The sequence below is a fragment of the Rhizobium ecuadorense genome, assembly GCF_001187535.1.
In the GTDB taxonomy this organism is placed as follows: Bacteria; Pseudomonadota; Alphaproteobacteria; order Rhizobiales; family Rhizobiaceae; genus Rhizobium; species Rhizobium ecuadorense.
The window spans coordinates 1-25966 of the sequence record NZ_LFIO01001555.1 but is presented as its reverse complement, the minus strand read 5'-3'; the positions used below and the strand labels follow the sequence as shown (position 1 = coordinate 25966).

At 62.5% G+C, this 25966-nt stretch carries 18 protein-coding genes; 10 read left to right on the top strand and 8 right to left on the bottom strand.

Annotated features, from left to right (window positions below; genetic code table 11):
• Positions 1-112 (bottom strand): FAD-binding protein (locus AF337_RS42865; protein WP_152971276.1); only part of this gene is annotated, 112 nt, incomplete at its 3' end.
• 360 nt (positions 113-472) lie between these two features.
• On the opposite strand from AF337_RS42865, the gene AF337_RS32135 reads away from it, so the two are divergent.
• The gene (locus AF337_RS32135; protein WP_049735282.1) at positions 473-1261 is read left to right on the top strand and encodes an SDR family oxidoreductase; all 789 of its coding nucleotides are present in this window, start codon (positions 473-475) and stop codon (positions 1259-1261) included.
• A 7-nt stretch (positions 1262-1268) separates the two neighbouring features.
• Here AF337_RS32135 and AF337_RS32130 read toward each other — a convergent pair whose 3' ends face one another.
• Positions 1269-2150, bottom strand: a complete 882-nt coding sequence (locus AF337_RS32130; RefSeq protein ID WP_049735281.1) for a phosphotransferase family protein — start codon at positions 2148-2150, stop codon at positions 1269-1271.
• Positions 2151-2416: 266 nt separating this feature from the next.
• Between AF337_RS32130 and AF337_RS32125 the strand changes: the two genes are divergently transcribed.
• The 6 genes from AF337_RS32125 (at position 2417) to AF337_RS43865 (ending at position 9840) form a co-directional block, all read left to right on the top strand.
• Positions 2417-3721 (top strand): efflux RND transporter periplasmic adaptor subunit, encoded by a 1305-nt coding sequence (locus AF337_RS32125; RefSeq protein ID WP_049735280.1) that lies wholly within the window; start codon positions 2417-2419, stop codon positions 3719-3721.
• A complete protein-coding gene (locus AF337_RS32120) occupies positions 3718-6837 on the top strand; it encodes an efflux RND transporter permease subunit (protein WP_049735279.1) in 3120 nt (1039 codons plus the stop codon). Before AF337_RS32125 ends, AF337_RS32120 begins: the two co-directional genes overlap by 4 nt.
• 222 nt (positions 6838-7059) lie before the next feature.
• Positions 7060-8352, top strand: a complete 1293-nt coding sequence (locus AF337_RS32115; RefSeq protein WP_049735278.1) for an Hsp70 family protein — start codon at positions 7060-7062, stop codon at positions 8350-8352.
• A gap of 68 nt (positions 8353-8420) precedes the next feature.
• Complete coding sequence (locus AF337_RS32110; RefSeq protein ID WP_049735277.1) at positions 8421-9326, top strand: uracil-DNA glycosylase; 906 nt, start codon at positions 8421-8423, stop codon at positions 9324-9326.
• Between the two features lie 132 nt (positions 9327-9458).
• Positions 9459-9650: a hypothetical protein gene (locus tag AF337_RS32105; protein ID WP_003569328.1), complete on the top strand. Its 192-nt coding sequence runs from the start codon at positions 9459-9461 to the stop codon at positions 9648-9650.
• Positions 9651-9687: 37 nt separating this feature from the next.
• The gene (locus AF337_RS43865) at positions 9688-9840 is read left to right on the top strand and encodes a hypothetical protein (RefSeq protein ID WP_167347825.1); all 153 of its coding nucleotides are present in this window, start codon (positions 9688-9690) and stop codon (positions 9838-9840) included.
• Here AF337_RS43865 and AF337_RS32100 read toward each other — a convergent pair whose 3' ends face one another.
• Positions 9841-10713 (bottom strand): hypothetical protein, encoded by an 873-nt coding sequence (locus AF337_RS32100; protein WP_049735276.1) that lies wholly within the window; start codon positions 10711-10713, stop codon positions 9841-9843.
• 244 nt (positions 10714-10957) lie between these two features.
• Positions 10958-11896: a DMT family transporter gene (locus AF337_RS32095; RefSeq protein ID WP_049735275.1), complete on the bottom strand. Its 939-nt coding sequence runs from the start codon at positions 11894-11896 to the stop codon at positions 10958-10960.
• A 340-nt stretch (positions 11897-12236) separates the two neighbouring features.
• On the opposite strand from AF337_RS32095, the gene AF337_RS46145 reads away from it, so the two are divergent.
• The 3 genes from AF337_RS46145 (at position 12237) to AF337_RS32080 (ending at position 18681) form a co-directional block, all read left to right on the top strand.
• On the top strand, positions 12237-13343 hold the full coding sequence (locus AF337_RS46145) for a methyl-accepting chemotaxis protein (protein WP_049735274.1): 1107 nt from the start codon (positions 12237-12239) through the stop codon (positions 13341-13343).
• A gap of 188 nt (positions 13344-13531) precedes the next feature.
• Entirely contained in the window at positions 13532-16180 is a 2649-nt protein-coding gene (pepN, locus tag AF337_RS32085; protein WP_049735273.1) for an aminopeptidase N, read from the top strand.
• Positions 16181-16371: 191 nt separating this feature from the next.
• Entirely contained in the window at positions 16372-18681 is a 2310-nt protein-coding gene (locus tag AF337_RS32080) for a PAS domain-containing sensor histidine kinase (protein WP_049735272.1), read from the top strand.
• Between the two features lie 23 nt (positions 18682-18704).
• Here AF337_RS32080 and AF337_RS32075 read toward each other — a convergent pair whose 3' ends face one another.
• The 4 genes from AF337_RS32075 to AF337_RS32060 all read right to left on the bottom strand — a co-directional run bounded on the left by AF337_RS32075 (position 18705) and on the right by AF337_RS32060 (position 25609).
• On the bottom strand, positions 18705-21662 hold the full coding sequence (locus tag AF337_RS32075; RefSeq protein ID WP_049735271.1) for a bifunctional [glutamine synthetase] adenylyltransferase/[glutamine synthetase]-adenylyl-L-tyrosine phosphorylase: 2958 nt from the start codon (positions 21660-21662) through the stop codon (positions 18705-18707).
• Between the two features lie 135 nt (positions 21663-21797).
• Entirely contained in the window at positions 21798-23207 is a 1410-nt protein-coding gene (locus AF337_RS32070) for a sensor histidine kinase (RefSeq protein WP_049735270.1), read from the bottom strand.
• Complete coding sequence (locus tag AF337_RS32065) at positions 23204-23959, bottom strand: response regulator transcription factor (protein ID WP_375166091.1); 756 nt, start codon at positions 23957-23959, stop codon at positions 23204-23206. The genes AF337_RS32070 and AF337_RS32065 overlap by 4 nt, the downstream gene beginning before the upstream one ends.
• A 66-nt stretch (positions 23960-24025) precedes the next feature.
• Positions 24026-25609 (bottom strand): Do family serine endopeptidase, encoded by a 1584-nt coding sequence (locus tag AF337_RS32060; protein ID WP_049735269.1) that lies wholly within the window; start codon positions 25607-25609, stop codon positions 24026-24028.
• Positions 25610-25966: the final 357 nt, after the last annotated feature.

Genomic DNA, 25966 nt, shown 5'->3' with positions numbered 1-25966 from the left:
GATTGACCTGCTTCAGCCGGATCGCCGCAGAAAGACCGGCCGGACCACCGCCGACGATCACCACGTCGAATTCCATGCTTTCGCGTTCAGGCAACTCACTCGTCTCGGTCATTCACTCGTCTCCGCTTGGCGGCGCGCAGCCGTCATCCCTCAGGCACTTTCTTGTCAAAACGAGCAAGCCTTGTCGAGCCGGGATACGACAGCCAATCTTCAATTCGCACAATGATATGCCTTGTACGGCAGAATTATATAACGTTTACGTTAACGTCAATTAACAAACGCCGCCGAACCGGTCACACTCCCTTTCCTTTCCCGCTGCATGCGCCTTATACATCGCACGAAGATATCGAGCATGATGCCGAAAAGTGTGAGCGGTTTTCTTATGACATCATGCTCTAACTCTATAATGTAGAACAGGATTCAGATTTTAGGCCGACCCGGCCTAAAATCATCCGGTTCTAGGAGGACAATCATGGATCTCGGCATCGAAGGCAAACGGGCGCTCGTCCTCGCCTCCTCACGTGGCCTCGGCCTCGGTATCGCCACAGCACTAGCGCGCGAAGGCGCCAACGTGCTGCTTTGCGGGCGCAGCGGCGAGCAGTTGGAGGCCAATTGCAAGACGATCAACGGCGAAGGCAAAGGCCGGGCCGATTGGATCTGGGCCGACCTCGGAGATGAACGCTTCGTCGAGACGGTGACGACGGCGGTGAAGGAGAAGTTCGGCGGGCTCGATATCCTCGTCAACAATACCGGCGGGCCGACGCCTGGCACGACCGAGGAGATGACGGGTGAAAAGCTCGATACCTATTTCCTTTCCATGGTCGCCCGCGTCATCACGTTGACCAATGCGCTGCTGCCCGGCATGAAGGCGCAGGGCTGGGGCCGGATCCTGACGGTCGCTTCCTCAGGCGTGATCGAACCGATCGCCAATCTGGCCCTGTCGAATACGCTGCGCCCGGCGCTTGCCGGCTGGAGCAAGACGCTTGCCTCCGAAGTGGCTGGCTTCGGCGTCACCACCAACCTGCTCCTGCCGGGCAGCATCCTGACGGCGCGGCTCGACGATCTGGACGGTGCGGCGGCAAAGCGGACGGGCAAGAGCCTCGAAGAGATCCGCACCGATAAGGAAGCGCGCATTCCGGTCGGCCGCTACGGCCGAGTGGAGGAATTTGCCGCGACGGCAGCCTTCCTGTGCAGCCAGCCGGCCAGCTACATCACCGGCTCGCTGATCCGCTGTGACGGCGGCGCGGCCCGATCCGTCTGACGGCGGCTTAGCCGGCATGGGCCGCGACAGCGGCCCAACTCGCCGCACTTTGGACCATCGATCCGACATGCGCCGGATCGTCGGCAAGCTCGGCGAGCTCGGACAACCGATGGAAGCCGGTCAGGATCGCGATGCGCCGCCGGTCGAGCCTGCGTCCGGTCAGCATTTCATAGGCCGATATGATGCGGGCGGTCAGATCGGGCGAGATGAAGTTCGAATAGATGAACTCCTGATGCAACGGCCCGAAGCCCGAATCGGCGAAATCGTAAATGCCGTTGAGCCTGCCTTGCGCATGGTCGAAGGCCATGTTCCAGCCATGACCATCGAAGAAGCCGTAGATGTTGCCGTGGGGATCGGGCGGCAAGGTTTCGAAATCTGAAATTACAGCCTCGGCAAAGGGACTGATCTCGGGCGGCAGCAGCGGCAAAGCCTTTATTCGCACAGTCTCTGGCGATTGCCAGGGCTGGATCGGCCCGGCGCCGGCCGAGCGCATCCGATCGGCATCGAGCACATGCAGCTCGGCGTAAAAGCGCGCCAGATCGTCGGCGAGGTGCTGACGATCGCCTTCGCCAAGCGTATCGTAATCTGCGGCAATGAGATGTTCGCCGTCGATCTTGGCATGGCTGGAGAAAATCGACGGTCCATCGTGAATGCGCATGTCGGGAACCGCCATCGACAGTGCCGGCCTGATGATGTCCAGCAAGGCGGCTTCCTTCACGAGCGCTCTTTCCGCACCTGAATGGCGGGGAAATTTGAAGATCAGCGTGTCATCGACGTCGACGGCAAGCGAGTCCCAGCTCTTCGACGCCAGCTTGAAGACAGAGGCCGTGAGTTCAGGAAACACGCTTATGATGAGAGAGCGAAATTCGCTGGCGTTCAACTCGGTCATGACGACCTGCTTTCTCGGGTTTTTCCCGTGTTTTTCGCCGGGCAACGAACCGTGCGGACCGACTTCGTCCGCCGTCAAAGGGCACCAGGCTACACTGGGCCTATATTAGTATAGTTTGAATATTACGGAATATTCATTACAAAAATTTAAGCCGTTATAACCACTTAGTGATGCCGACCCGGGAATTATGTCTTTTTTGCGCCGCAATATAGGCGGCTCAATCAGGGCATAAAATCGCAAACCCCGTTCAACACCCGGTCTCGCCCATGAAGAAATTTTGGATCACTGTCAGCGTTATCACAGTTGCCGCCGTCGGCGTCTGGCAATTCGGGAATCTGATCCCTTATGCCTCCCGCATTCCCACCCTCTCGCAGTTCATCAAGCAGCCGGTTGGCGGCAATGGCGGGCAGCCGGCAGAGGGCGATCAGGCGCAGGCCGATCAAGCGCAGAACGGTGGCCAACATCAGGGCGGCGGGCGCAAACGCGGCGGCGGCCCGACCGTCGTCAAAACAGTCGCGGCGGTGAAAACGACGCTGCCGACGGATGTGACGGCGACCGGCTGGGCCGACGCCGATGACAACACGACCATTGCCGCACAGGAACAGGGCCTGATCGTCAGTATCAATGGCCAGGATGGGGCGACCGTCAAAGCCGGCGACCTGATCGCCAAGCTGGACGACCGGACGGCCAAGGCGGCGGTCGACAAGGACAATGCGATGATCGTGCGTGACACGGCAACTCTTTCGGAATCCGAAACCGCATTGACGCGTGCGCAGGATCTCTTCGACCAGAAGGCCGGCACCCAGCAGAGTCTCGACCAGGCGGTCGCCGCCCGCGATACCGCCGCCGCCACGGTCGATGCCGACAAGGCGACGCTCGCCTCCGATCAGATCATCCTCGAAAACACCGATATCCGCGCCCCCTTCGACGGCCGGCTCGGCGATATCGCCATCAGCAGGGGCGCTTTCCTCAGTGCCGGCGCGGCCATCGTCACCATCGCCAAATACGATCCGATCTATGTAAAATTCCATCTGCAGGAACGCTACCTGCGCACCTTGAAGAGCGCACTCGCAGCCGGCCCGGTCGAAGTCAGCACGGTTCCCGCTTCCACCAAGGGACAGGTCCGCAAGGGCGAGATCAGCTTCTACGACAACACGGTCGACACCGCCTCCGGCACGATCCTCGCCAAGGCGAAATTCGAGAACGCCTCCGGGGCGCTCTGGCCCGGCCAGTCGGTCAATATCGTCGTGCATTTCAACAATAACGATCAGCAGGTGGTGGTGCCGACGGTTGCCGTCAGCCCCGGGCCGGACGGTTTCTTCGCCTTCGTCGCCAAGGACGGCAAATCGCATCTGACGCCGGTCACCGTTGCCCGCGCCAATGGCGGCTTCACCGCCATCGAATCGGGTCTTTCGGAAGGCGACCATGTCGTCGTCGAGGGTCAGGGCCAGCTCAGCGACCAGCAGGCGATCAACGAGCAGTTCGATGAAAAGGCGCTTGATGTCGCCTCCGCCGAAGAGCCTCGGCAACCCCAGCAGTCCGAGACGATCGCGGTGGGAGCTCAGCAATGATCCCCAATTTCTGTATCCAGCGCCCCGTCGCCACGACGCTGCTTGCCATCGGCGTCATTCTGGCCGGTCTCGCCGGTTACCGGCTCGTGCCGGTCGCGGCATTGCCGCAGGTCGATTTTCCGACAATCAACGTTTCGGCGCAGTTGAGCGGCGCCTCGCCGCAGACGATGGCAACCTCGGTCGCCACACCGCTGATCAAGCAGTTCGAGACCATTCCCGGGATCAGCGAAATCAGCGCCTCGAGTTCGCTCGGCAGCAGCAGCATCGTGCTGCAGTTCGATCTCAACCGCGATATCGACGCCGCTGCGGCCGACGTGCAGGCGGCGATCTCGCATGCAACGAGGCAGTTGCCCGACAATCTGACGACTCCGCCGAGTTACCGCAAGACCAACCCGGCCGATGCACCGGTCATGCTGCTCTCGGTACAGAGCAACACCATGCCGCGCAGCAAGCTCGACGAGATCGCCGAGGATATTATCTCGCCGTCGCTTTCGACGCTGCCGGGCGTTGCCCAAGTCAGCGTCTATGGCGCGCAGACCTATGCCGTGCGCGTCGAGGTCGACCCCAACAAGCTGCTCACCCGCGGTATCGGCATCGATACCGTCAACAAGGCGCTGGCTGCGGCCAACAGCCAGCAGCCGGTGGGAACGCTGCAGAACAATTCGCAGAGCATGACCATCACGGCGAACACGCAGCGCACCAACGCCGAACAGTTCCGCTCGCTGGTCATCGCCAATCCGAACGGCGCGCCGATCCATCTCGGCGATATCGCCGACGTGCAGGACAGCGTCGAGAACCAGTATACCGGCAGCTGGTATGACGGCCAGCGCGGCATCATCCTCGCCATTCAGCGTCAGCCGGATGCCAACACGGTCGATGTCGTCGATGCGATCAACGCCAAGCTGCCGCAGCTTCACGCCGAAATTCCACCCTCGGTCAACACGGTCGTGATGAACGACGCGGCAAAACCGATCCGTGCCGCCATTTCAGACGTGAAGTTCACGCTGTTCCTGACGATCGGCCTCGTCGTTCTCGTCATCTACCTCTTTACCGGCCATGCCACGGCAACGATCATTCCGGGACTTGCCGTTCCGCTGTCGCTGATCTCGACCTTCGGCATGATGTATGTGCTCGGCTACAGCATCGACAACATCTCACTATTGGGGCTGACGCTCGCGGTGGGGCTGGTGGTCGACGACGCGATCGTCATGCTCGAAAACATCCTGCGCCATGTCGAGGAAGGCATGCCGGTGCGGGAAGCGGCGATCAAGGGTGCCGGCGAAGTCAGCTACACCATCATCTCAATGTCGGTTTCACTGATTGCGGTGTTTATTCCGATCCTGCTGATGGGCGGCGTCGTCGGCCGCGTGTTCAACGAATTCGGCATGGTGGTCGCCATCGCCATCATCTCGTCGGCGATCGTCTCGCTGACCGTGACGCCGATGCTCGGCTCGCGCCTCTCCAACAACCACAGCCGGCCGCCGCTTCTCATCCGCATCTTCGATGCCGGTTTCGAGCGGACGCTGAACGGTTATGACAGGGCGGTCGGCTGGTGCCTTCGCCATCGCCTGACGATCCTCGGGGTTTTCCTCGGCTCGGTGGCGCTGACGATCTATTTCTTCATGACGCTGCCGACGAGCTTCTTCCCGCAGGAGGATATCGGCCGTCTGACGATCAGCACCCAGGCGCGCCAGGATATTTCCTACACCGCCATGGAAGCGCTGCAGCAGCAGGCGGCAGCCGCCGTCAAGGCAAACTCGGCCGTCAACCACGTGATGTCGACGATCGGCGGCAACCCGAACAAACCGCAGAACAACGGCTCGATGTTCGTCGAACTCAAGGACAAGAAGGAGCGTCCGCCGCTTGACCAGACGCTGCGCGAGCTGCGCACGGCGATCAACAAGATCCCCGGACTACAGGCCTTCGTGACGCCGAACCAGAGCCTGCGCTTCGGCGGCCGCCAGACCGCCAGCCAGTATCAGCTGGTGGTGCAGGCGCTCAGCGCCGACCAGACCAACCTCTGGGCCGGCAAGATCCAGGCGGCGATGCGTGGCGACCGCGGCCTGTTCACGGACGTGACCTCGGACGCCCAGAACAACGCTCTCCAGGCCAATATCGTCATCGATACCGAGCGGGCAGCCGCCTACGGCATCGACAACGACACGCTGCGCACGACGCTGCAGGAATCCTTCAGCGGCTATGCGGCGGCGGAAATCCAGTCGACCGGCGACAGCTACGACGTCATCGTCGAATACGACACCAGCAAACCCTGGGACGACCAGAAACTGTCGGAAATCCGCGTCGCCTCCTCCAATGGCAGCCTCGTGCCGCTGTCAAATTTCGCCCATGTGCAACGCACCACCGGCCCGGTGACTATCAACCAGACGGGCCAGCTGGTCTCGACCACGGTTTCCTTCAACCTGCCGGAAGGCGTCTCACTCAGCAATGCCACGGCGGCGGTCGAGCAGATCAAGAAGGACATCAGCGTGCCGGCCGACGTCTTCACCTCCTATGGCGGCACGGCTGAAATCTTCCAGCAGTCGCAGGGCAATACACCCTATCTGATCCTGGCGGCGGTGCTGACCATCTATGTCGTGCTCGGCGTGCTCTATGAGAGCTTCATCCATCCGCTCACCATCCTCTCCGGCCTGCCGGCCGCGGCCTTCGGCGCGCTGCTGGCGTTGAAGATCATGGGCTTCGATCTGTCGATCATCGCCCTGATCGGCCTGCTGATGTTGATCGGCATCGTCAAGAAGAACGCGATCATGATGATCGACGTGGCAGTGGAGACGATGCGCACGACAGGCGAAAAGGCGACGGCGGCGATCCACGAGGCCTGCGTGCGGCGCTTCCGGCCGATCATGATGACGACCTTCTGCGCCCTGCTCGGCGCTCTGCCGATCGCGCTCGGCACCGGCGCAAGTTCGGAGCTGCGCCAGCCACTCGGCATCGCCGTCGTCGGAGGCCTGATCGTCTCGCAGATGCTGACGCTATTCATCACCCCGGTCATCTTCGTCGAGATGGACCGCTTCGGAAACTTCCTCGGCCGCCTGATCGGCGGAAAGGAGGTGGAGGAACCGGTGGTGCAGGAGGCAAGGGCAATGGCAGCCGAATGATGACGGCCCTCTGATTTCGGTATTGCCGATTATCCCTTGCGGCGCACTTCTTCATTCCAACCGGAAGAAGAAGTGCGCCTGCGGTCATATCAACCTTCAATTCCCTTGAATGTGTCACGCCCCTGTGGCATCACCCGCCCTCCTGAATCCGGGGCATGCTTACGCCCCTTCGCGGAGCCATGCTCCGCCTCCAATAACAATCGGCATGAAAGAGGTGCGGGCATGGCTCAGGCGCTGGGTTTGGACTTCGGCACGACCAATACGGTTCTCGCCATGGCGGATAGCGGGGCGACGCGCTCGATGGCGTTCACCAGCACTGAAGGCACGGCCGACAGCATGCGCACGGCGCTTTCCTTCATGAAGGATGCGCAACTCGGCGCCTCGGCGCTGAAGGTGGAGGCGGGCCATGCGGCGATCCGGCAGTTCATCGACAATCCCGGCGACTGTCGTTTCCTGCAATCGATCAAGACCTTTGCCGCAAGCGCGCTTTTCCAGGGCACGATCATTTTCGGCAAGCGGCAGAGCTTCGAAGACCTGATGGAAATCTTCATCCGGCGCCTTCGCCATTACGCAGGCGAGAGCTGGCCCGATGATACCAGCCGCATCATCACCGGCCGCCCGGTACATTTCGCCGGCGCCAGTCCGGACCCGGTGCTGGCGGTGCAACGCTACAACGAGGCGCTGACGCGCTTCGGCTTTCCGGAAATTCACTATGTCTACGAGCCGGTTGCCGCCGCCTTCTACTTCGCGCAGAATCTGAAGTACGATGCGACCGTGCTCGTCGCCGACTTCGGCGGCGGTACGACGGACTATTCGCTGATCCGCTTCGAGACCAGGGCCGGCAAACTGACGGCAACGCCGATCGGCCATTCGGGCGTCGGTGTGGCCGGCGACCATTTCGATGCGCGCATGATCGACAACATCGTCGCGCCGCAGATCGGCAAGGGCAGCCATTTCAAAAGCTTCGACAAGATCCTCGAGGTGCCGTCGAACTACTATGCGAGCTTCAGCCGCTGGAATCAGCTGTCGATCTTCAAGACCTCGCGGGAATTCGAGGATCTGAAGAAGCTGGTGCGCACGGCGCTGGAACCGGAGAAGCTGGAAATCTTCGTCGACCTGATCGACCATGACGAGGGCTATCCGCTCTACCAGGCGGTCTCGGCAACGAAGATGGCGCTTTCCTCCGCCGAAGAGGCTCCGTTCGATTTCGCCCCGCTCGGCCGCGCCGGTCATCGCACAATCAAGCGCAGCGATTTCGAAAGCTGGATCGTCGACGACCTCGCCCGAATCGAAGGCGCGCTCGACGACGTGCTGCAAAAGACCAACACCGATGCATCCGGCATCGACAAGGTGTTCCTGACCGGCGGCACCTCCTTCGTGCCGGCGGTGCGGCGCATTTTCACCGAACGCTTCGACAGCGACAAGATCGAGAGCGGCGGCGAATTGCTGTCGATCGCCCACGGCTTGGCGCTGATCGGCGAACGCGACGACATCGCGCAATGGACTGTGCAATAGCACTGGCAAGGGTGGGCAATCCGTCGCCTGCCCTTTCCATGCCACAGTCTCTCCGCTAAACCTGTCGGATGATCTCCGCCAACGACCTTTCCCCCGCCGAGCTCGCAGCGCTTCTGCATTTCCATGCGGATGCCGGCGTGGAATGGTTGCTGGAGGAAGAGGCGGTCGACCGCTTCGCCGAATTCGAGGCGATGAAGGCCGCCCGGCGCCCGGCGACACAGGCGCAGTCGCAACCTGCCGCCGTCGGGGAACGTGCCATCTCCGGCGAAGGCCGGGCACCGACGCGCCCGAATGCAGCGGCACGCCCTGCCCCGGCCGAACGCGCCGCTTCCGGCCCGCAACCGGCGATCCCGGACGGCGAGGCGGTGCAGCAGGCGCGTTTCGTCGCCGAATCCGCGCGGTCGCTGGCAGAGCTCAAGACCGCGATCGAAGCCTTCAACGGCTGCAACCTCAAGCACAGCGCCCGCTCGACCATCTTTGCCAGCGGCGATGCCGAAAGCGGTATCATGGTGATCGGCTCGGCGCCGGGCGCCGAAGACGATCGTGAAGGCGTGCCCTTCTCGGGAAAATCCGGCCAGCTGTTCGACAAGATGCTGGCGGCGATCGGGCTGACGCGCTCGAGCGTTCTGCTGACGCAGGTCATCCCCTGGCGGCCCCCTGGCAATCGTGCGCCCTCGGCCGCCGAAATGGACATCTGCCGGCCCTTCATCGAACGGCAGATCGCGCTGGCCGAACCCAAGGCGATCCTGCTGCTCGGCAATTTTTCGGCCCGCTTCTTCTTCGGCGAAAACGACACGATTCACGGCCTGCGCGGCCGCTGGAAGGAGATCGCCGCTGCAGACTGTGTCATTCCTGCCATAGCCAGCCTGCATCCGCAGGATCTGTTGACCGCGCCGGTCAATAAACGGCTGGCCTGGAACGACCTGCTCTCCTTTCAAGCGAAGCTTAAGTCTCTCTCTTTGCTTAGAAATTAGCCAAAGTTGAATAATTTATGAATCAGTCTATGCGCCTTGCGCATAGCTGCATCCCGCCGTGACGCATTGCGGAATCGATGCTGCACCGCAATATGAGGTGGTGTCTTGGGAGGAACCACAGGAACCAAGGCCATGAACAAGCATTTTCGTCCTATCCATAGCGGGTTTGAAACCCTTCGCCTCGCTGGCGACCAAGTTCGTTCCACCCACGGCTACAGCCGTTTCGGCTTTGCCGCGAATGAACAGATGACCGCCCGCGGCACCGGCATCAACGGCCGCACGGCGCGCCCCGACGCGATTTTCTCGGACTTCCAGCAATATTGAGCGGCGGGCGCTTCGCCTGCGTTTTAAGAGTGACAAGATGACGATCCTGATATCGCTTCTGCGCAACATCGAGACCTTCGAACATATCCGCGTCGCAGTCTCAGCCGCGCGGGAATATGAGCGCGAGCTTTCGGTAAAGCCGACCGATGCCGGCAATGGCGGCTCAAGCGCTGCGGCAATCGTTCTCTGATCAGACGGCCATTTCCTCGAACTGGGCTTTCGCCCATTCGAAGGCTTCGTCGACATAGGCGAACTTGACCGCCTGCCAGGCGCAATATTGCTCGACGAAATCCCGCGATATCCAAAGATGCGCCTTGCGTGGTTCGTCGTACCAGCCGACGCTGCCGCGTTGCGCCGCCTTTGCCAGGAGCCGCTGCAGATGGGTGCGCGACATCATGAAATCGGCCGCGAGCGCGCGGGTTTCGACCCGGCCGACGGAGAACCTCTCCGGTTCGCTGCTTTCCATATCCATGCGGGCGATGAAGTTGTCGACGACGAGGCCACCGGCTTCCGTCCAGAGGAACATCGCCACCTGTTCCGGCGGTTCGCGCCAGGCGGCATCCTCAAGGCAATGGCGGGCAATGCGCGGCTGAACGAGCCGCATCATGGATGGGTTTGCCTGAAAAAACGCCGCCCTTTGACCGCCGTCAAGCAGATCGAGCGCGCCGAGATTGGAATGAATCCAGGCAAACATCGCCTGATGGCTGACGTCGGCCGGCTCGAAATGACGCGGTCGCCGCCGCTCGTCGCCGGGAGTGTGAACGATGAAACGGTAGGTATAGAGCTCTTCGATGAAGGCGAGCACGGTGTTACGGCTCGCCACCTTATGCGCGGTGATGCGCCCGGTCAGCCGGACGGCGGTGAAACCCGAGGTCGGGTCGCGCGGATCATATTCCAGGTTGAGGGCATAGGCAGTCTGGGTCAGAAGCCAGCGCTGATGCGAGGCGAGCAATCGCGCCAGGCGCGGACCGGCATCGAACACACCGCGCATCTGCCCAGCCAAAAAGCGGATACTCAGCAGAAAGGAGCAGTTCTCCGCCAATTGCTCCGCCGTGAATGCCATTACGCTTTTCTCCACCTCCCTCGCCGACCGGCGATCGGAGTAACGACACCGAGCGCTCTTCCGGCATCAGCGGCCATTCAGACATGCACAGCTTCAAATAAATGATACTCGCTCATCTTCAACAAACATATTCCGTGAGAGAGCGGTATCCCAAGAATTCACCATTCTTTTCGCTCTTTGCGAGCAATTTTCCAATCGCGGCAATCCTCGCATTAAAGCCTTTCATATCAGCGGCTTGCCGGGGTCAGGCCGGCGGCGTCGTGGCTTTGCGCGCCTCCCGCTGCTCGATGCCAAGCTGGTGCTCGCGATAGATGATGAAGATGCCGGCGGAGATGACGATGAGGGTGCCGATCAGCATGGTCACGCTCGGCACGTCGCCGAAGACGAAATAGGCGACGATGCCGCCGAGCAGGATCGAGGTATATTCGAACGGCGCGATGGTGGAGACGTCGGCATGGCGGTAGCTTTCCGTCAGCAGGATCTGCGCGACGCCGCCGCAAAAGCCGGCCGCGATCAGATAGAGCGCCGACGGCCATGCGAGGGCGAGCCAGCCGAACGGCAGGGAGGCCAGCGAGAAGACCGAAGCGGTGAGCGAGAAATAGAGCACGATCGTCGCCGTCTTCTCCTCCTCGACGAGGCGGCGCACCTGGATCATCGCCATGCCGCCGAGAACCGCCGAGAGCAGCACTGCGAGCGCGCCGACGGCCTGCTCGGCCTCCATGCCGCCATTGCGGAACAGCGTGAGTTTCGGCCAGGAGACGATGGCGACGCCGACGATGCCGACCAGGACTGCGCTCCAGCGATAGATGCGCACGGTCTCGCCGAGAAAAACCGCGGCGAAGATAACGGCGACGAGCGGCAGCGCATAGCCGAGCGCAATCGCCTCCGGCAGGGGCAGATGCAGCAGACCGTAGAAACCGAAAGCCATCGACAGAATGCCGATCGTGCCGCGCTTCAGGTGGCCGACCGGATTGGCGGTGTAGAAGGCGGCGCGCAGTTGCCCGATATAGGCGAGATAAGCCATGATCGGAAAGAGCGCGAAGAAGGACCTGCAGAAAGTTACCTGCCCCGGCGGAATGTCCGAACCGGCCAGCTTGATGAAGGTCTGCATGGCCAGGAAGACCACGACCGACGAGACCTTCAGCGCAATGCCTCTCATCGGGTTTTTGAGAACCGCGTGCATGATCCTGGCTCTTGATACCGACTTAACGGGAACGGGAAGACGCGTTCGACTCGGGAACGCAGAGGATGACGTTCCCTATCGTAGCGAAGAAAATCCGGATTGGCGAAAAATTCGCAAGCAGCGCGGCAGAATCGCAAAATCATCGTCGACCGCTGGCTGGACGGAGCGGCAATGCACGCCCACGCATCGAATTTATCCTCTCTTCAGCGATTTCGCCCCAAAATGTTCACCTCTGACCGGTCGGTGTTAACCAATTGAAAACCATAGGCACGCATCGTTTTTACAGATCTCGAAATTTTTCGACCTGCAAACGATTGCCCGCCCCTTCCAGGATCATTTGATGAAGCCGCTTAGCGCCGAAACCATTGCCCAGTCGCAGAATGCGACACCGCGCTCGATGCGCGTCGTCACCGACGGCATCAGCACCGACCTCGAGCGCTTCAGCGCCGACAACACCAATATCGTCAAGCAGATCAAGCTACTCGCCATCAATGCGCTGATCGAAGCGGCAAGAGCCGGAGAGACCGGAAAGGGCTTTGCGGTCGTTGCCAACGAGGTACAGCGGCTGGCACAGATCGCAACCGACATCACCGGCAGGTTCGAGAGCAACGTGCTCGGCCGCATCGGTCTCAGCCGCGCCATGGCGGATTGCCTGGTCGAGGAAATGGAAGGCGTTCGCCTCACCGACCTGGCGCAGACGCTGGTGCAGCTCATCGTCCGCAATCTTTTCGAGCGCACCGCCGATGTGCGCTGGTGGGCGACGGATCCGGCACTCTGGCAGGCGCTTGAGAATCCGGATCGGGAAACCGTCGCCTTTGCGGCGGAGCGTCTCGGCGCCATCAACCGCTTCTACACCGTCTATCTCGATCTCGTCATGACCGATCTTTCCGGCAAGGTGATCGCCTCCGCCAATCCCAAGTTCCAGCGCAAGCTCGTCGGGACAAGCCTTGCCGGCGATCCGTGGTTCCGTGCGGCGTCGGCCTGCTCCTCCGGCGACGCCTATAGTGTCGACGAGGTCAAGGCGAGCCCGCTCCACGACAACAGGCATGCGCTCGTCTATGCCACCGGCATCCGCCAGGAGGGCAAGCTCGACGGACGGCTGATCGGCACGCTCGGCGTTTATTTCGACTGGCAGAACCAGGGCCAGGCGATCGTCGAAAAAGAGGCGAACCTGCCGCCGCAGATGGCGGAGAAAACAACGGTCATGCTGCTCGACGGCAAGAGCCGGGTGATCGCCACCACCAATCCCGCCCTGCTGTTTTCGCATTTCGCCCTCGCCAATCCCGCCGGCCGGGCCAAGGGCAGCTACTACGACAATAATGGCTCGATCGTCGCCTTCGCGCGCACCCTGGGCTACGAGGATTATGATGGGCTCGGCTGGTACGGCGTCGTCGTACAGCAGACGGAAAATGACGCGACAATCAAGGCGGCGCTCAATCTGAAATAGCGGCGCGCTCCGCAGCGGCCGGGCTTATCCGCTCCAAACAGGATATTTTGCCCGTGAACTTGGTGTTTGCGGGCAATTTGCTTTAACTTTAGTTCAGACTTTAATGTAATCATGCCCGGCAAATTTATGGCAGAGTGCGCCCGCCTCTGTATTCCGCGGTTGTCAAATAACGGTCTTCAGGAAACACCATGCGAACAGATACCGGCCAGGTCATTCATCTGGCAGATTACCGTCCCACCGACTTCGTGCTGGAACGCGTGGACCTGACCTTCGAACTCGACCCGACGGAAACAAAGGTCGAGGCACGCCTGATCTTTCATCGCCGCCCCGGCGCCGATCCGGCAGCGCCGATCGTGCTCGACGGCGACGAACTGACGCTGTCGGGGCTGCTGTTCGACCAGGTGGAGCTCGACCCTTCGCGTTATGACGCAACGGCGGAAAGCCTGACGGTGCGCGATCTGCCCGAGAGTGCGCCCTTCGAGCTGACCATCACCACGGTCATCAACCCCGAGGCCAACACCCAGCTGATGGGCCTTTACCGCACCGGCGGCATCTACTGCACGCAATGCGAGGCGGAGGGCTTCCGCCGCATCACCTATTTCCCCGACCGGCCCGACGTGCTTGCGCCGTTCACGGTCAACATCATCGCCGACAAGGAGGCCAACCCGCTGCTCTTGTCGAACGGCAACTTCCTCGGCGGCGCCGGCTATGGCCCCGGCAAGCATTTCGCCGCCTGGTTCGACCCGCATCCGAAGCCAAGCTATCTCTTTGCGCTGGTTGCCGGCGATCTCGGCGTCGTGGAAGACACGTTCACCACCATGTCCGGCCGCGAGGTGGTGCTGAAGATCTATGTCGAGCACGGCAAGGAGCCGCGCGCCGCCTATGCGATGGACGCGTTGAAACGCTCGATGAAGTGGGACGAAGAGAGGTTCGGGCGCGAATACGATCTCGACATCTTCATGATCGTCGCCGTCTCCGACTTCAACATGGGCGCGATGGAGAACAAGGGCCTCAACGTCTTCAACGACAAATACGTCCTTGCCGATCCGGAACTGGCGACCGATGCCGATTATGCCAATATCGAAACGATCATTGCGCATGAATATTTCCACAATTGGACCGGCAACCGCATCACCTGCCGCGACTGGTTCCAGCTCTGCCTGAAGGAAGGCCTGACGGTCTATCGCGACCACGAATTCTCGTCCGACCAGCGTTCGCGCCCGGTCAAGCGCATCGCCGAGGTGCGCCATCTGAAATCGGAGCAGTTCCCGGAAGACGGCGGCCCGCTCGCTCATCCGGTGCGGCCGACGAAATATCGCGAGATCAACAATTTCTACACGACGACGGTCTACGAAAAGGGCAGCGAGGTCACGCGCATGATCGCGACCCTGCTCGGCAAGGACGGCTTCAAGAAGGGCATGGATCTCTATTTCGATCGCCATGACGGCCAGGCCGTGACGATCGAGGATTTCGTCAAATGCTTCGAGGATGTGAGCGGACGCGACCTCACGCAATTCTCGCTCTGGTACCATCAGGCCGGCACGCCGCTCGTCACCGCATCCGGCAGCTATGATGCGGCCGCCGGCAGCTTCACCCTGTCGCTCGAACAGATGATCCCGGCCACTCCCGGCCAGCCGAGCAAGGAGCCGATGCATATTCCGCTCAGCCTGGCGCTCTTCGGCGAAAACGGCGGCAAGCTCGAGCCGAGCTCGGTCGAGGGCGCGGAATATGCCGGCCAAGTGCTGCATTTCACCGGCCGCACGCAGACGGCAGTTTTCCACGGCATCGGCTCGCGGCCGGTCGTTTCGATCAACCGCAGCTTCTCGGCGCCGATCAACCTGCATTTCGATCAGAGCCCGGCCGATCTCGCCCACCTCGCCCGACATGAGACCGATCACTTCGCCCGCTGGCAGGCCCTGACCGATCTGGCACTGCCGAACCTCCTCAAAGCCGCGCGCGACGCCCGCGAGGGCAAGCCGGTCGTCTGCGAGGCGACCTTTGTCGAGACGCTGATTGCGGCGGCCGCCGACGACAGCCTCGAGCCTGCCTTCCGCGCCCAGGCGCTGGCGCTGCCGAGCGAATCCGACATCGCCCGCGAACTCGGCGGCAACAACGATCCCGATGCCATCCATGCCGGCCGGCAGGCAATCCTCAAGCAGATCGCCGATGCCGGGAAGGATGTTTTTGCCGGCCTCTACGCCGCGACGACGACATCGGGCGATTTCAGCCCGGACGCGAAAAGCGCCGGCCTCAGGGCGCTGCGCAATACGGCGCTGACCTATCTCTCATATGCCGAGCAGACGCCGGCCCGCGCCAGGGCTGCCTTCGATGCGGCCAACAACATGACCGATCTCAGCCATGCGCTGACGATCCTCGCCCATCGTTTCCCCGACAGCGCGGAGACAGCCGAAGCGCTCGCCGCCTTCCGTGAGCGGTTTGCGGAGAATGCGCTGGTTATCGACAAATGGTTTGCGATCCAGGCCGGCATTCCCGGCGCGAAAACCCTGGATCGGGTCCGCGCCCTGATGAACGATCCGCTGTTCAAGCGGACCAATCCGAACCGGATGCGGTCGCTGGTCGGCACCTTCGCCTTTGCCAATCCGACCGGCTTCGGCCGCGCCGACGGCGAAGGCTATCGTTTCCTCGCCGGTCAGATTCTCGATATCGACGAGCGCAACCCGCAGCTTGCCGCCCGCATTCTGACCTCGATGCGCTCCTGGCGCTCGCTGGAACCGGCGCGCGCCGATCACGCCCGCGCGGCGCTGAACGAGATCGAGCAGGCCGACGCTCTTTCCACAGACGTGCGCGATATCGTCGAGCGCACGCTTAAAGGGTAATTTGCTTCGACCGGCCGCAGGGAATAATTCGGCGGCTGGTTGCCGAGTAGATCGAATCGCCCGAAAAGCGCTAGATTATAAATAGTTAACGGATTTTTACCTTTGCCTCTGGACAAGGCGAATCACCCATGATTCTCTAGGTCAGGTTCGAGCGAGCGGCGCGCGAATCACACGAGGGACAAGGCGAAAAGATGATGGACGTGCGGCGGGCAACCGTGGCCGGAGGACGGCTGCGTGTCGATTTTGACGGGTTGAAAGCCTGGCGAGACAGCCTTTCCGGTCATGCGACATCGGAACCGCTTCTGCGTCATCTGCCAAAGGCCGAGCTGCTCCTGAAGCGCGCCATTCCGGCGCTGATCGTCGCCTTCCTCTTCGTCGTCGCCGCCTCGCATTTCTTCGGCATGGTCAGCGAATACTCCCGCCTGGAAGCCTCTGCCCGCCATGCCACGGCACTTTCGGCCGCGACCGCCTCCGCGGTGTTTGCCGATGCATCCGACATTTTCGACAGCGGCGATATCGCAGAAGCGCAGGCCCGGCTCGCCAGGTTCCTGCCGCAGGACCGGCTCGACAGCGGCGCCTTCGTGCTGCTCGTGCAGGCGAGCGGCAAGGTCTTTGCCGCAACGACCGCCGGGCTTTCGCATGTCGGCAGCAATGTCGGCGATTTCTTCCCCGAGGTTTCGGCGATCCGGCGTTTCGGCGATCGCGCCGGCGTCATCGAAACGACGATCGGCGGCGTGCCGCACTACGCCGAGATCACGCTGATGGGCAATGCCGGCGGTTATATCGTCGCCGCCACCTCGCTCGACGAGATCAGCCGGCTCTGGCGCGAGCAGCTGGCCCTCAACGTGACGCTGTTTGCCGGCATCTCCTCGATCCTGCTCGTCATCCTCTATGCCTATTACACGCAGGTGAAGCGCGCCCGCGACGCCGACGACATTTTCCTGGAATCGAACCTGCGCGTCGAGACGGCACTGTCGCGCGGCCGCTGCGGCCTGTGGGACTTCGATTTCGAGAACCGCGAATTCTTCTGGTCGCGCTCGATGTACGACATGCTCGGCCTGCCGGGCTCCGACAAGACGATGGGCTTCGGCGAAGCCGCGCGGCTGATGCATCCCGATGACGGCGGGCTCTACGAGATCGCCCGCGCCATCGCCAAGGGCCATTCCGGCCAGGTCGATCAGATCTTCCGCATGCGCCATGCCGGCGGCCACTATGTCTGGATGCGCGCCCGCGCCCAGGTGATCCGCAGCAATTCCGGCCGCGTGCACCTGATCGGCATCGCCATGGACGTGACCGAACAGCATCGGCTCGCCCAGCGTTACGCGGAAGCCGACCAGCGGCTTGCCGACGCCATCGAATGCACCTCCGAGGCCTTCGTGCTCTGGGACAAGAATGATCGGCTGGTCATGTGCAACACGCATTTCCAGCAGGCTTACGGCCTGCCGGACAGTGTGCTCGTGCCCGGCACCGAGCGCTCGATCGTCAATGCCGCCGCTGCCCGCCCCGTCATCGAGCGGCGGATCGCCGATGCTGACGGCCCCGGCTATTCGCGCACGACCGAGGTGCAGCTTGCCGACGAGCGCTGGCTGCAGATCAACGAGCGGCGCACCCGCGACGGCGGCAGGGTCTCTGTGGGAACGGACATCACGCTGATGAAACGCCATCAGGAGCGGCTGCGCGAATCCGAGCGCCGGCTGATGGCGACGATCGGCGATCTCTCGGCCTCGCGCCAGACGCTGGAGATCCAGAAATCCGAGCTTTCGACCGCGAATGCCAACTACCAGGCGGAAAAAGAGCGCGCCGAGGCCGCCAACAAGGCGAAGTCGGAATTCCTCGCCAACATGTCGCATGAGCTGCGCACGCCGCTCAACGCCATCCTCGGCTTCTCCGAAATCCTGCAGAACCAGATGTTCGGGCCGCTCGGCTCGCTGAAATACGACGAATATGCCCGCGATATCCATGACAGCGGGAAACACCTGCTCAACGTCATCAACGACATTCTCGATATGTCGAAGATCGAGGCCGGCCATCTCCGGCTGCATTGCGAGCGCATCGATCTGGTGCCGCTGATCGAGGAAAGCCTGCGCTTCACCGCCATTCCGGCGGCCGAGAAGAACATCGTCATCGATCAGCGCATCTCATCCGGCCTGACGCTGACGGCCGACCGCCGGGCGATGAAACAGGTGCTTCTCAACCTGCTCTCCAATGCGGTGAAGTTCACCGACAATGGCGGCCGCATCGCGGTGCGCACACGCCGCATCGACGGCGCCGTCCTTGTCACCATCGCCGACACCGGCATCGGCATTCCACGCTCGGCGCTGGCGAAGATCGGCCAGCCCTTCGAGCAGGTGCAGAGCCAATATGCCAAGAGCAAGGGCGGCTCCGGCCTCGGGCTCGCCATCTCCCGCTCGCTGACCGCGCTGCATGGCGGCCGCATGAAGATCCGCTCCCGCGAAGCTGTGGGCACGGTGATCTCGCTGCGCATTCCGGACGACGTCTAAAACACGTCGCCGTTCATCCTGCCTCAGGCCGTTACGATCTTCAGGAAGATCTTCCTGACCGCCTTCGAAAGCCGTTTCAGCTCGCCTTCCAGCGTCCTGATATCAGGGCAGTCGCCGGCGCGGCAGACGAGTTCGACGAGGCCGGACGGCGCGTCGTTCGGGTCGAACTCGCTCTCGATGCAGAGTCGGATCAACTGTGAAAGACTGGTGTGGAGTGCGAAGGCTTCGAGGCATATGTCGAGATCGGCCGCCGCCATCAGTCGGTCGCCCAGCACCTTCAAGGCCTCGCCAGTGCTCAGCCCGTTGACTGCAATGCCTACACCCCGGGTGGGGGCGATCAGCGCCAGATACTGGGCGATGAATTCGAGATCGATGACACCGCCGGGGATCAGCTTCAGGTCCCATGGGCCGGAGGGCGGCTTTTCGGTGTCGATCAGTTCGCGCATCTCGGCAACGTCATGCGCCACCTTGTCAATGTCGCGATCTGAAGTCAGCACCTCGCGGATGATATGTTCCGCCTCGGCGATCAGGCTGTCATCGCCCGAGATCAGCCGGGCGCGGCTCAGCGCCATGTGCTCCCAGGTCCATGCCTCTTCACGCTGATACTTGCCGAAGGCATTGATACGAGTGGCGACCGGCCCCTTGTTGCCGGAGGGGCGCAGCCGCATGTCGACCTCATAGAGCACGCCTTCGGCGGTCGGCGCCGACAGAGCGGCGATCAGCCTCTGGGTGATGCGGGTGAAGTAACGCGTCGCGTCCAGCGGCTTTGCCCCGTCGGATTCGGAGGCATCGCCGTCATAGTCATAGAGCAGGATCAGGTCGATGTCGGACCCCGCGGTCAGCTCGAAGCTGCCGAGCTTGCCCATGCCGGCGACGGCGATGCGCCCGCCGGGATAGTCGCCGTGCGCTATCCGCATCTCGCTGACCACGGCCTCGAGCGCGGCTGTGATGATCAGATCGGCGAGATGGGTGAAGGCGCGTGCGGCCATCTGGCCGTTGATTGCACCGGTCAACAGCCGGATGCCGATCAGGAAGCGCTGCTCGGCGGCGAAGATGCGCAGCCGGTCGAGCACCTCCTCATAGTGGCGCGCCTGGGCAAGCGAGCCCTTCAGCCGTTCGCCGAGATAATCGCGGGTCGGCAGTTCGGCCATCAGGCCGGGATCGAGCATGCCGTCGAAGACATGCGGCCTCGCGGCAATCACCTCGGCAAGCCGTGGTGCCGAGGACATGATGTTGACGATCAGCGACAGGAGCGCCGGGTTGCTGCCGAGCAGCGAGAACAGCTGGATGCCGGAAGGAAGCCCGGAGATGAAGCTGTCGAAACGCAGCAGCGCCTCGTCGGCGCGCTTGCTTTCGCCGAAAACCCGCAAAAGCTCCGGCGCCAGCTCCGTCAGCCTTTCGCGCGCCTCGACCGATTGCGTGGCGCGGTAGCGGCCATAGTGCCAGGTGCGGATGATGCGGGAAATGTCGGATGGCCTGGTAAAACCGAGCTTCTTCAGCGTCTGCAGCGTATCGGGATCGTCGCCCTGGCCGGTGAAGACGAGGTTTCCGGTGCCGGTGGAAAGCTTGCTTTCCTGTTCGAACAGGTGGGCATAACGCCGCTCGACCGTCTTCAGCACGCCGACCAGCCGTTCGGCGAAGCTCGGCGTATCGGTAAAGCCCATCATGAAGGCGATGCGCTTCAGGTCGCCATCCGTCTCCGGCAGCAGGTGGGTCTGCTCGTCGCGCACCATCTGGATGCGATGCTCGACATCGCGCAGGAACCAGTAGGCCTCCGTCAGTTCGTCCCGCGTCTCGGCATCGATCCATTTCGCCTTGGTGAGTTCGCCGAGCGTTTCTTCCGTCGCCCGGCCGCGCAAGGCCGGCATGCGGCCGCCGGCGATCAGCTGCTGGGTCTGGACGAAGAATTCGATCTCGCGGATGCCGCCGCGACCGAGCTTGACGTTGTGGCCTTTGACGGCGATGGCGCCGTGGCCCTTATGCGCGTGGATCTGCCGCTTGATCGAATGGATATCGGCGATCGCCGCATAATCCAGATATTTGCGGAAGACGAAAGGGGAAAGCCCGCGCAGGAAATCGCTGCCCGCGGCAAGGTCGCCGGCAACGGCGCGCGCCTTGATGAAGGCTGCCCGCTCCCAGTTCTGGCCCCTGCCCTCATAATAGATCATCGCCGCCTCGACCGGGATCGCCAGCGGCGTCGAGCCGGGATCGGGGCGCAATCTGAGATCGGTGCGGAAGACATAGCCGTCGGCGGTACGCTCCTGCAGGATGCGCACCAGGCGGCGCATCATCCGGGGGAACACTTCGATCGCGTCATCGGGATCGGGCACGATGCCGGCCTCCTCGTCGAAGAAGACGACCAGATCGATATCGGAGGAATAGTTGAGCTCACAGGCGCCGAGTTTGCCCATGCCGAGCACGATCAGCCCGGAGCCGTCGCTGGGGGCCGCCGGATCGCGCAGCCTGAGCTTTCCGCCCTGATGGGCCGCCAGCAGCAGATGGTCGATCGCGGCGGCGACTGACGCTTCTGCCAGCTCGCTCAGCCAGGCCGTCGTCGCCCGCCCGTCGAAGATGCGCGAGAGATCGGCGAGCGCGACCAGGAAGGCGACCTTGCGCTTGATGATGCGCAGCCTGGTCATGACAGCCGATTCCGCCGGTGCGGCCCCCTCGCCCTCCGGCCGCCAGCAGCCGCGCGCCTCGGCGACCAGCGCCTCGATCTGCGGCTCCAGCGGCTGCGTGATGGCGCCGGCGAGGACGGCGGGATCGAGATTGGCGATTTCGCGCAGATAAGGCGACAGCGTCAGCGCCGCTGCGATGAAATCGCGCAGCGGGCCTTCCGTCTTCAGCATCGCAGCCACCGACGGCTCGCTTTTGCCAGCCTCCTGAAGATCGGCCATCGCCAGCTTCAGCTCCGTCTGGCTCAGCGGACGCAGCAGGCCTTCGGCCACATCCTTCAGGCCATGCGTCGATTTCGTCAGCATGCGCTCTCCCTGGCTTCAAGCGGAAGAAAGCGGCCACAGGGAATCGCGAACCGCCTGCTTCGATCGGCATTAAACTAGGGTCTTGGCGCCAAACCGCCAATACGCGATTCAGCCGATGGTCATTCGGCAGAAGAGTCAGGCAGCCTTGGCCGGGAAAATCATGCTGACGGTCAGGCCGCGCTGTCCGGGCTTGTCCGGATCGGTATCGGAGAGCTCCAGCCGGCCATTGTGCAGCTCCATGACGGCTTCCACCAGCGAGAGCCCGAGCCCCGTCCCGGGCTTCGAACGGCTTTCGTCGAGGCGCACGAACCGCTTCACCACGTCGTCGCGCCGCTCGGCCGGAACGCCCGGCCCATGATCGGCCACCGAAAGACAGATGCCGTCCGGGCGGCGGGCCAGCTTCAGCGATACCGTGCCCGCCCCTTCGGTATCGGAGGAATATTTGATGGCATTGTCGAGCAGATTGAAGATCGCCTGGCCGATCAGCTCGCGATTGCCCTGCACTTCGACACCCGGTTCGACGCTGGCGCTGAGGCCGAGCCCGGCTTCCTCGGCCGCCGGTTCGTAAAGCTCGGCGCTGTCGGAGACGATCGCCGAAAGCTCGACCGGCGACATTTCCGCCGCCACCGATCCGGCCTCGACCCGGGAGATCATCAACAGCGCGTTGAAGGTGCGGATCAGCTGGTCCGATTCGGAGATAATGCCTTCGAGCGCTCCCCGCCGTGTGTCGCCATCGGCGATATCGAGCGCATCGGCGGCCTTGTTGCGCAGCCGCGTCAGCGGCGTCTTGAGGTCGTGGGCGATATTGTCGGAGACCTGCCGCAGGCCTTCGTTCAGCTTCTCGATGCGCTCCAGCATGGTGTTCAACGACATCGACAACCGGTCGAATTCATCGCCGGAGCCACCGACCGGCAGGCGCTGCGACAGGTCGCCGGCCATGATCTTCTTGCTCGCATCCGACATGCGGTCGATACGTTTCAGCGCATTGCGGCCGATGGCGAACCAGATGATGATGGCGCCAAGCCCCATGATCGCCAGAGCCACCATCAGCGCCTGGCGCACCAGCAGACGGAACCGCTCGGGATCGCCGAGGTCGCGGCCGATCAGGATCCGCAAGCCGTTATCGAGCACGAAGATATTGGCGATCGCCTTGTGGCGGCGCTCGACGCCGCTGTCTGTATAACGCTGATAGATGAAAGACGCGGACGTCCAGCCGATTTCCTCGAAAACACCCGGCTGCACCGAGGCGACGTTGCCGGCGAGAATATCGCCCGAGGGACCGGCGATGATGTAGAGGTTGGCACCTGGCTGACGGGCGCGCCGCTCCATGGTGCGCAGGAGAAGGTTCATGCCGCCGGTGTCATAGGCGCGCTGCACCTGCTCCACCTCCTGCTTGACGGCGTCGCGGATCTGGCCGGTCAGCAGTCGTTCCGACATCGCCGTCACATAGAAGACGAGCGTCGCGGCGCAGATGGCGAAAAGCAGGATATAGAGTGCCGAAAGGCGGACTGCGGTGGACTTGAAGAGAACCCTGAAGCGGCTCATCCCTCATCCTTGATCATGTACCCCGCGCCCCGAATGGTCTTCAGGAGCGGCTGGCTGTAGTCCTTCTCGATCTTCGAGCGCAGCCGCGAGACGTGGACGTCGATGACGTTGGTCTGCGGATCGAAGTGATAGTCCCAGACATTTTCGAGCAGCATGGTGCGGGTCACCACCTGGCCGGCATTCTTCATCAGATATTCGAGCAGGCGGAATTCGCGCGGCTGCAGCGGGATTTCCTTGCCGCCGCGGCGCACCTCGTGGGAGAGCCGGTCGAGTTCGAGATCGCCGACGCGGTAGACGACGTCCTGATCCGGCGTGCCCTTGCGGCGGCCGAGCACTTCGACGCGGGCCAGCAATTCGCTGAAGGCATAGGGCTTCGGCAGATAGTCGTCGCCGCCGGCACGGAGGCCGGTGACGCGGTCATCGACCTGGCCAAGCGCGGAGAGGATGAGGACCGGCGTGTGGATCGCCTTGCGGCGCAGCTCGCTGATGACCGAGAGACCGTCCCGGCGCGGCAGCATGCGATCGATGACGATGACGTCGTAGGTGTTTTCCGACCCCATGAACAGGCCGGCCTCGCCGTCGCTGGCGTGATCGGCGACGATACCCGCCTCGCGAAAGGCTTTCGTCAGGTAGACCGCGGCTTCGAGATCATCTTCGATGATGAGAATCTTCATGCGGCCGACATTACCCACCGGCTGCGTTTCGGCAAGGCTCAAAGCATCTTCCTGCGGGGCGGCGCTCATCGCGATCATCCTTCAAAGGTCAGAAGAATTAAGCCGCGCGGATTTCATCCGCACGGCTTCTGTTTTCGTAAAGGATCAGCCCTGGCCGTTGATCGGAAGTGCGACGAAACGGCTTCCTTCGCTCGACTGGATCTGGAACAGCGCGCGGGTGCGGCCGTCCTTCTTGGCCTGGTTCAGCACCTTGACGACATCGGCGGGGCTGGAGACCTCCTGGTTGTTGACCGAGGTGATCTTCTCGCCTTCCTTGATGCCCTTGTCGGCGGCGTCGGAATCCGGGTCGATGCCGGTGATCGCCAGGCCCTTGCCGTCATCGGAAGGACCGACCGTCAGGCCGAGATCGGCAAGCGCCTTCTCGGAAGCCGGTGCCTCGGGCTGCTGCGGCTGGTTGTTGTCGTCGGCGGACGCGTCCTTCTGGTCGGCCGGCAGCGTGCCGAGTTCGACGGTCAGGGGCTGCGCCTTGCCGGCGCGCCAGACGGAAAGCTCGACCTTGCTGCCCGGCTGCATCGCACCGATGCGGCGGCTGAGGTCACGCGCATCCTTGATCGTTTCACCGTTCAGCGCAGTGACGACATCGCCGGCCTTCATGCCGGCCTTATCGCCCGGAGATCCAGCCTGCGGGGCGACGACGAGGGCGCCGCTCGGCTCGGAAAGGCCGATGGATTCGGCGATATCCTTGGTCACCGGCTGGATCTGCACACCCAGCCAGCCACGCGAAACCTGGCCGTCCTTCATCAGATCAGCGACGACATCCTTGGCGGTCGAGGCGGGAATGGCGAAGGCGATGCCGACGCTGCCGCCCGATGGCGAGAAGATCGCGGTGTTGATGCCGACGACTTCGCCGCTGAGGTTGAAGGTCGGGCCGCCGGAGTTGCCGCGGTTCACAGCGGCATCCACCTGCAGGTAATCGTCATAGGGGCCGGAGCCGATATCGCGGCCGCGGGCCGAGACGATGCCGGCCGTGACCGTGCCGCCAAGGCCGAAGGGGTTGCCGACGGCGACGACCCAGTCACCGACGCGGACGTTGTTGTCGTCGGCCCAGTTGACATAGGTGAACTTCTTGCCCTTGCCGTCGACCTTCAGCACGGCGAGATCGGTGCGCGGATCCTTGCCGATCAGCTTGGCATCGAGCTCGGTGCCGTCATTCATGACGGCGACGAAGGCCTGGCCATCGGAAACGACGTGGTTGTTGGTGACGATGTAACCGTCCTCGGAAATGAAGAAGCCGGAGCCTTGAGCGACGGGGCGCAGACGGCCCTTCCCGCCGGGGCCATTCGGGCCGCCCGGGCCGTTCTGGCCAAAGCGCCGCTGATGGCCCTGCTGATCATTTGGGTCCTGGCCGCCGAACTGCTTGAAGAAGCGCTTCAGCGGATGATCATCGGGAAGATCGTCGAAGCCGCGGCCTTCGAGGGAAAAGCCGTCATTGTCGGAGACGGGATTGACGCGGTTCTCAACGCGGACGGAAACCACGGCCGGCGAAACGGCATCGACAACATTGGCAAAGCTTGGGACAGCAGGTGCTTGAACCTTGACTGCTTCGGCATAAGACCGGGTGATTTCGAGCGGAACGCCGGTTGCAAGCACAGCGGCTGCGATACCAGCGACGGTAGAAGCCTTGAGCACAGTGGCGAGGGACGGACGTCCGTTGAAATTCTTGAGCATTGGAGCACCTTCTGTTGTTCTTAAATCTTCAGCCCGGCAGCGCCGGATCAGTCGATGCATCAAGATATAGGATGGCGCACCTTACTGCGAACTGTCCGGCCAATGAAAAGTTGGTAATGTTTGCAATGTTTGGCAAAGGGCCGAACGCAGATGGACTTCACCCGCGGCGACCTCCGGCTCAGGGATCCCGCGCTACACGCGCTCCTTTGCGGAAGCGGCCTTCAATTCCCTTAGACTTCGGTCGGCTAAAGCGCGTCGCATCAAATTTGATTCATGCGGCGCGCTTTAGGAGCTGTGGACAATTATCTGAGCCATAGGATTGTTGCGGCCAGAGCGATCATGGCTTTGTAGTTTCGA

Coding starts and splice junctions, on each gene's coding strand:
- pepN (WP_049735273.1), top strand. CDS start 13,532: ATGCGAACAGATACCGGCCAGGTCATTCATCTGGCAGATTACCGTCCC.
- AF337_RS32130 (WP_049735281.1), bottom strand. CDS start 2,150: ATGACCGAGTTGAACGCCAGCGAATTTCGCTCTCTCATCATAAGCGTG.
- AF337_RS32125 (WP_049735280.1), top strand. CDS start 2,417: ATGAAGAAATTTTGGATCACTGTCAGCGTTATCACAGTTGCCGCCGTC.
- AF337_RS32110 (WP_049735277.1), top strand. CDS start 8,421: ATGATCTCCGCCAACGACCTTTCCCCCGCCGAGCTCGCAGCGCTTCTG.
- AF337_RS32065 (WP_375166091.1), bottom strand. CDS start 23,959: ATGATCGCGATGAGCGCCGCCCCGCAGGAAGATGCTTTGAGCCTTGCC.
- AF337_RS32105 (WP_003569328.1), top strand. CDS start 9,459: ATGAACAAGCATTTTCGTCCTATCCATAGCGGGTTTGAAACCCTTCGC.
- AF337_RS32075 (WP_049735271.1), bottom strand. CDS start 21,662: ATGCTGACGAAATCGACGCATGGCCTGAAGGATGTGGCCGAAGGCCTG.
- AF337_RS32060 (WP_049735269.1), bottom strand. CDS start 25,609: ATGCTCAAGAATTTCAACGGACGTCCGTCCCTCGCCACTGTGCTCAAG.
- AF337_RS32115 (WP_049735278.1), top strand. CDS start 7,060: ATGGCTCAGGCGCTGGGTTTGGACTTCGGCACGACCAATACGGTTCTC.
- AF337_RS32080 (WP_049735272.1), top strand. CDS start 16,372: ATGATGGACGTGCGGCGGGCAACCGTGGCCGGAGGACGGCTGCGTGTC.
- AF337_RS32100 (WP_049735276.1), bottom strand. CDS start 10,713: ATGGCATTCACGGCGGAGCAATTGGCGGAGAACTGCTCCTTTCTGCTG.
- AF337_RS32070 (WP_049735270.1), bottom strand. CDS start 23,207: ATGAGCCGCTTCAGGGTTCTCTTCAAGTCCACCGCAGTCCGCCTTTCG.
- AF337_RS46145 (WP_049735274.1), top strand. CDS start 12,237: ATGAAGCCGCTTAGCGCCGAAACCATTGCCCAGTCGCAGAATGCGACA.
- AF337_RS32135 (WP_049735282.1), top strand. CDS start 473: ATGGATCTCGGCATCGAAGGCAAACGGGCGCTCGTCCTCGCCTCCTCA.
- AF337_RS43865 (WP_167347825.1), top strand. CDS start 9,688: ATGACGATCCTGATATCGCTTCTGCGCAACATCGAGACCTTCGAACAT.
- AF337_RS32120 (WP_049735279.1), top strand. CDS start 3,718: ATGATCCCCAATTTCTGTATCCAGCGCCCCGTCGCCACGACGCTGCTT.
- AF337_RS32095 (WP_049735275.1), bottom strand. CDS start 11,896: ATGCACGCGGTTCTCAAAAACCCGATGAGAGGCATTGCGCTGAAGGTC.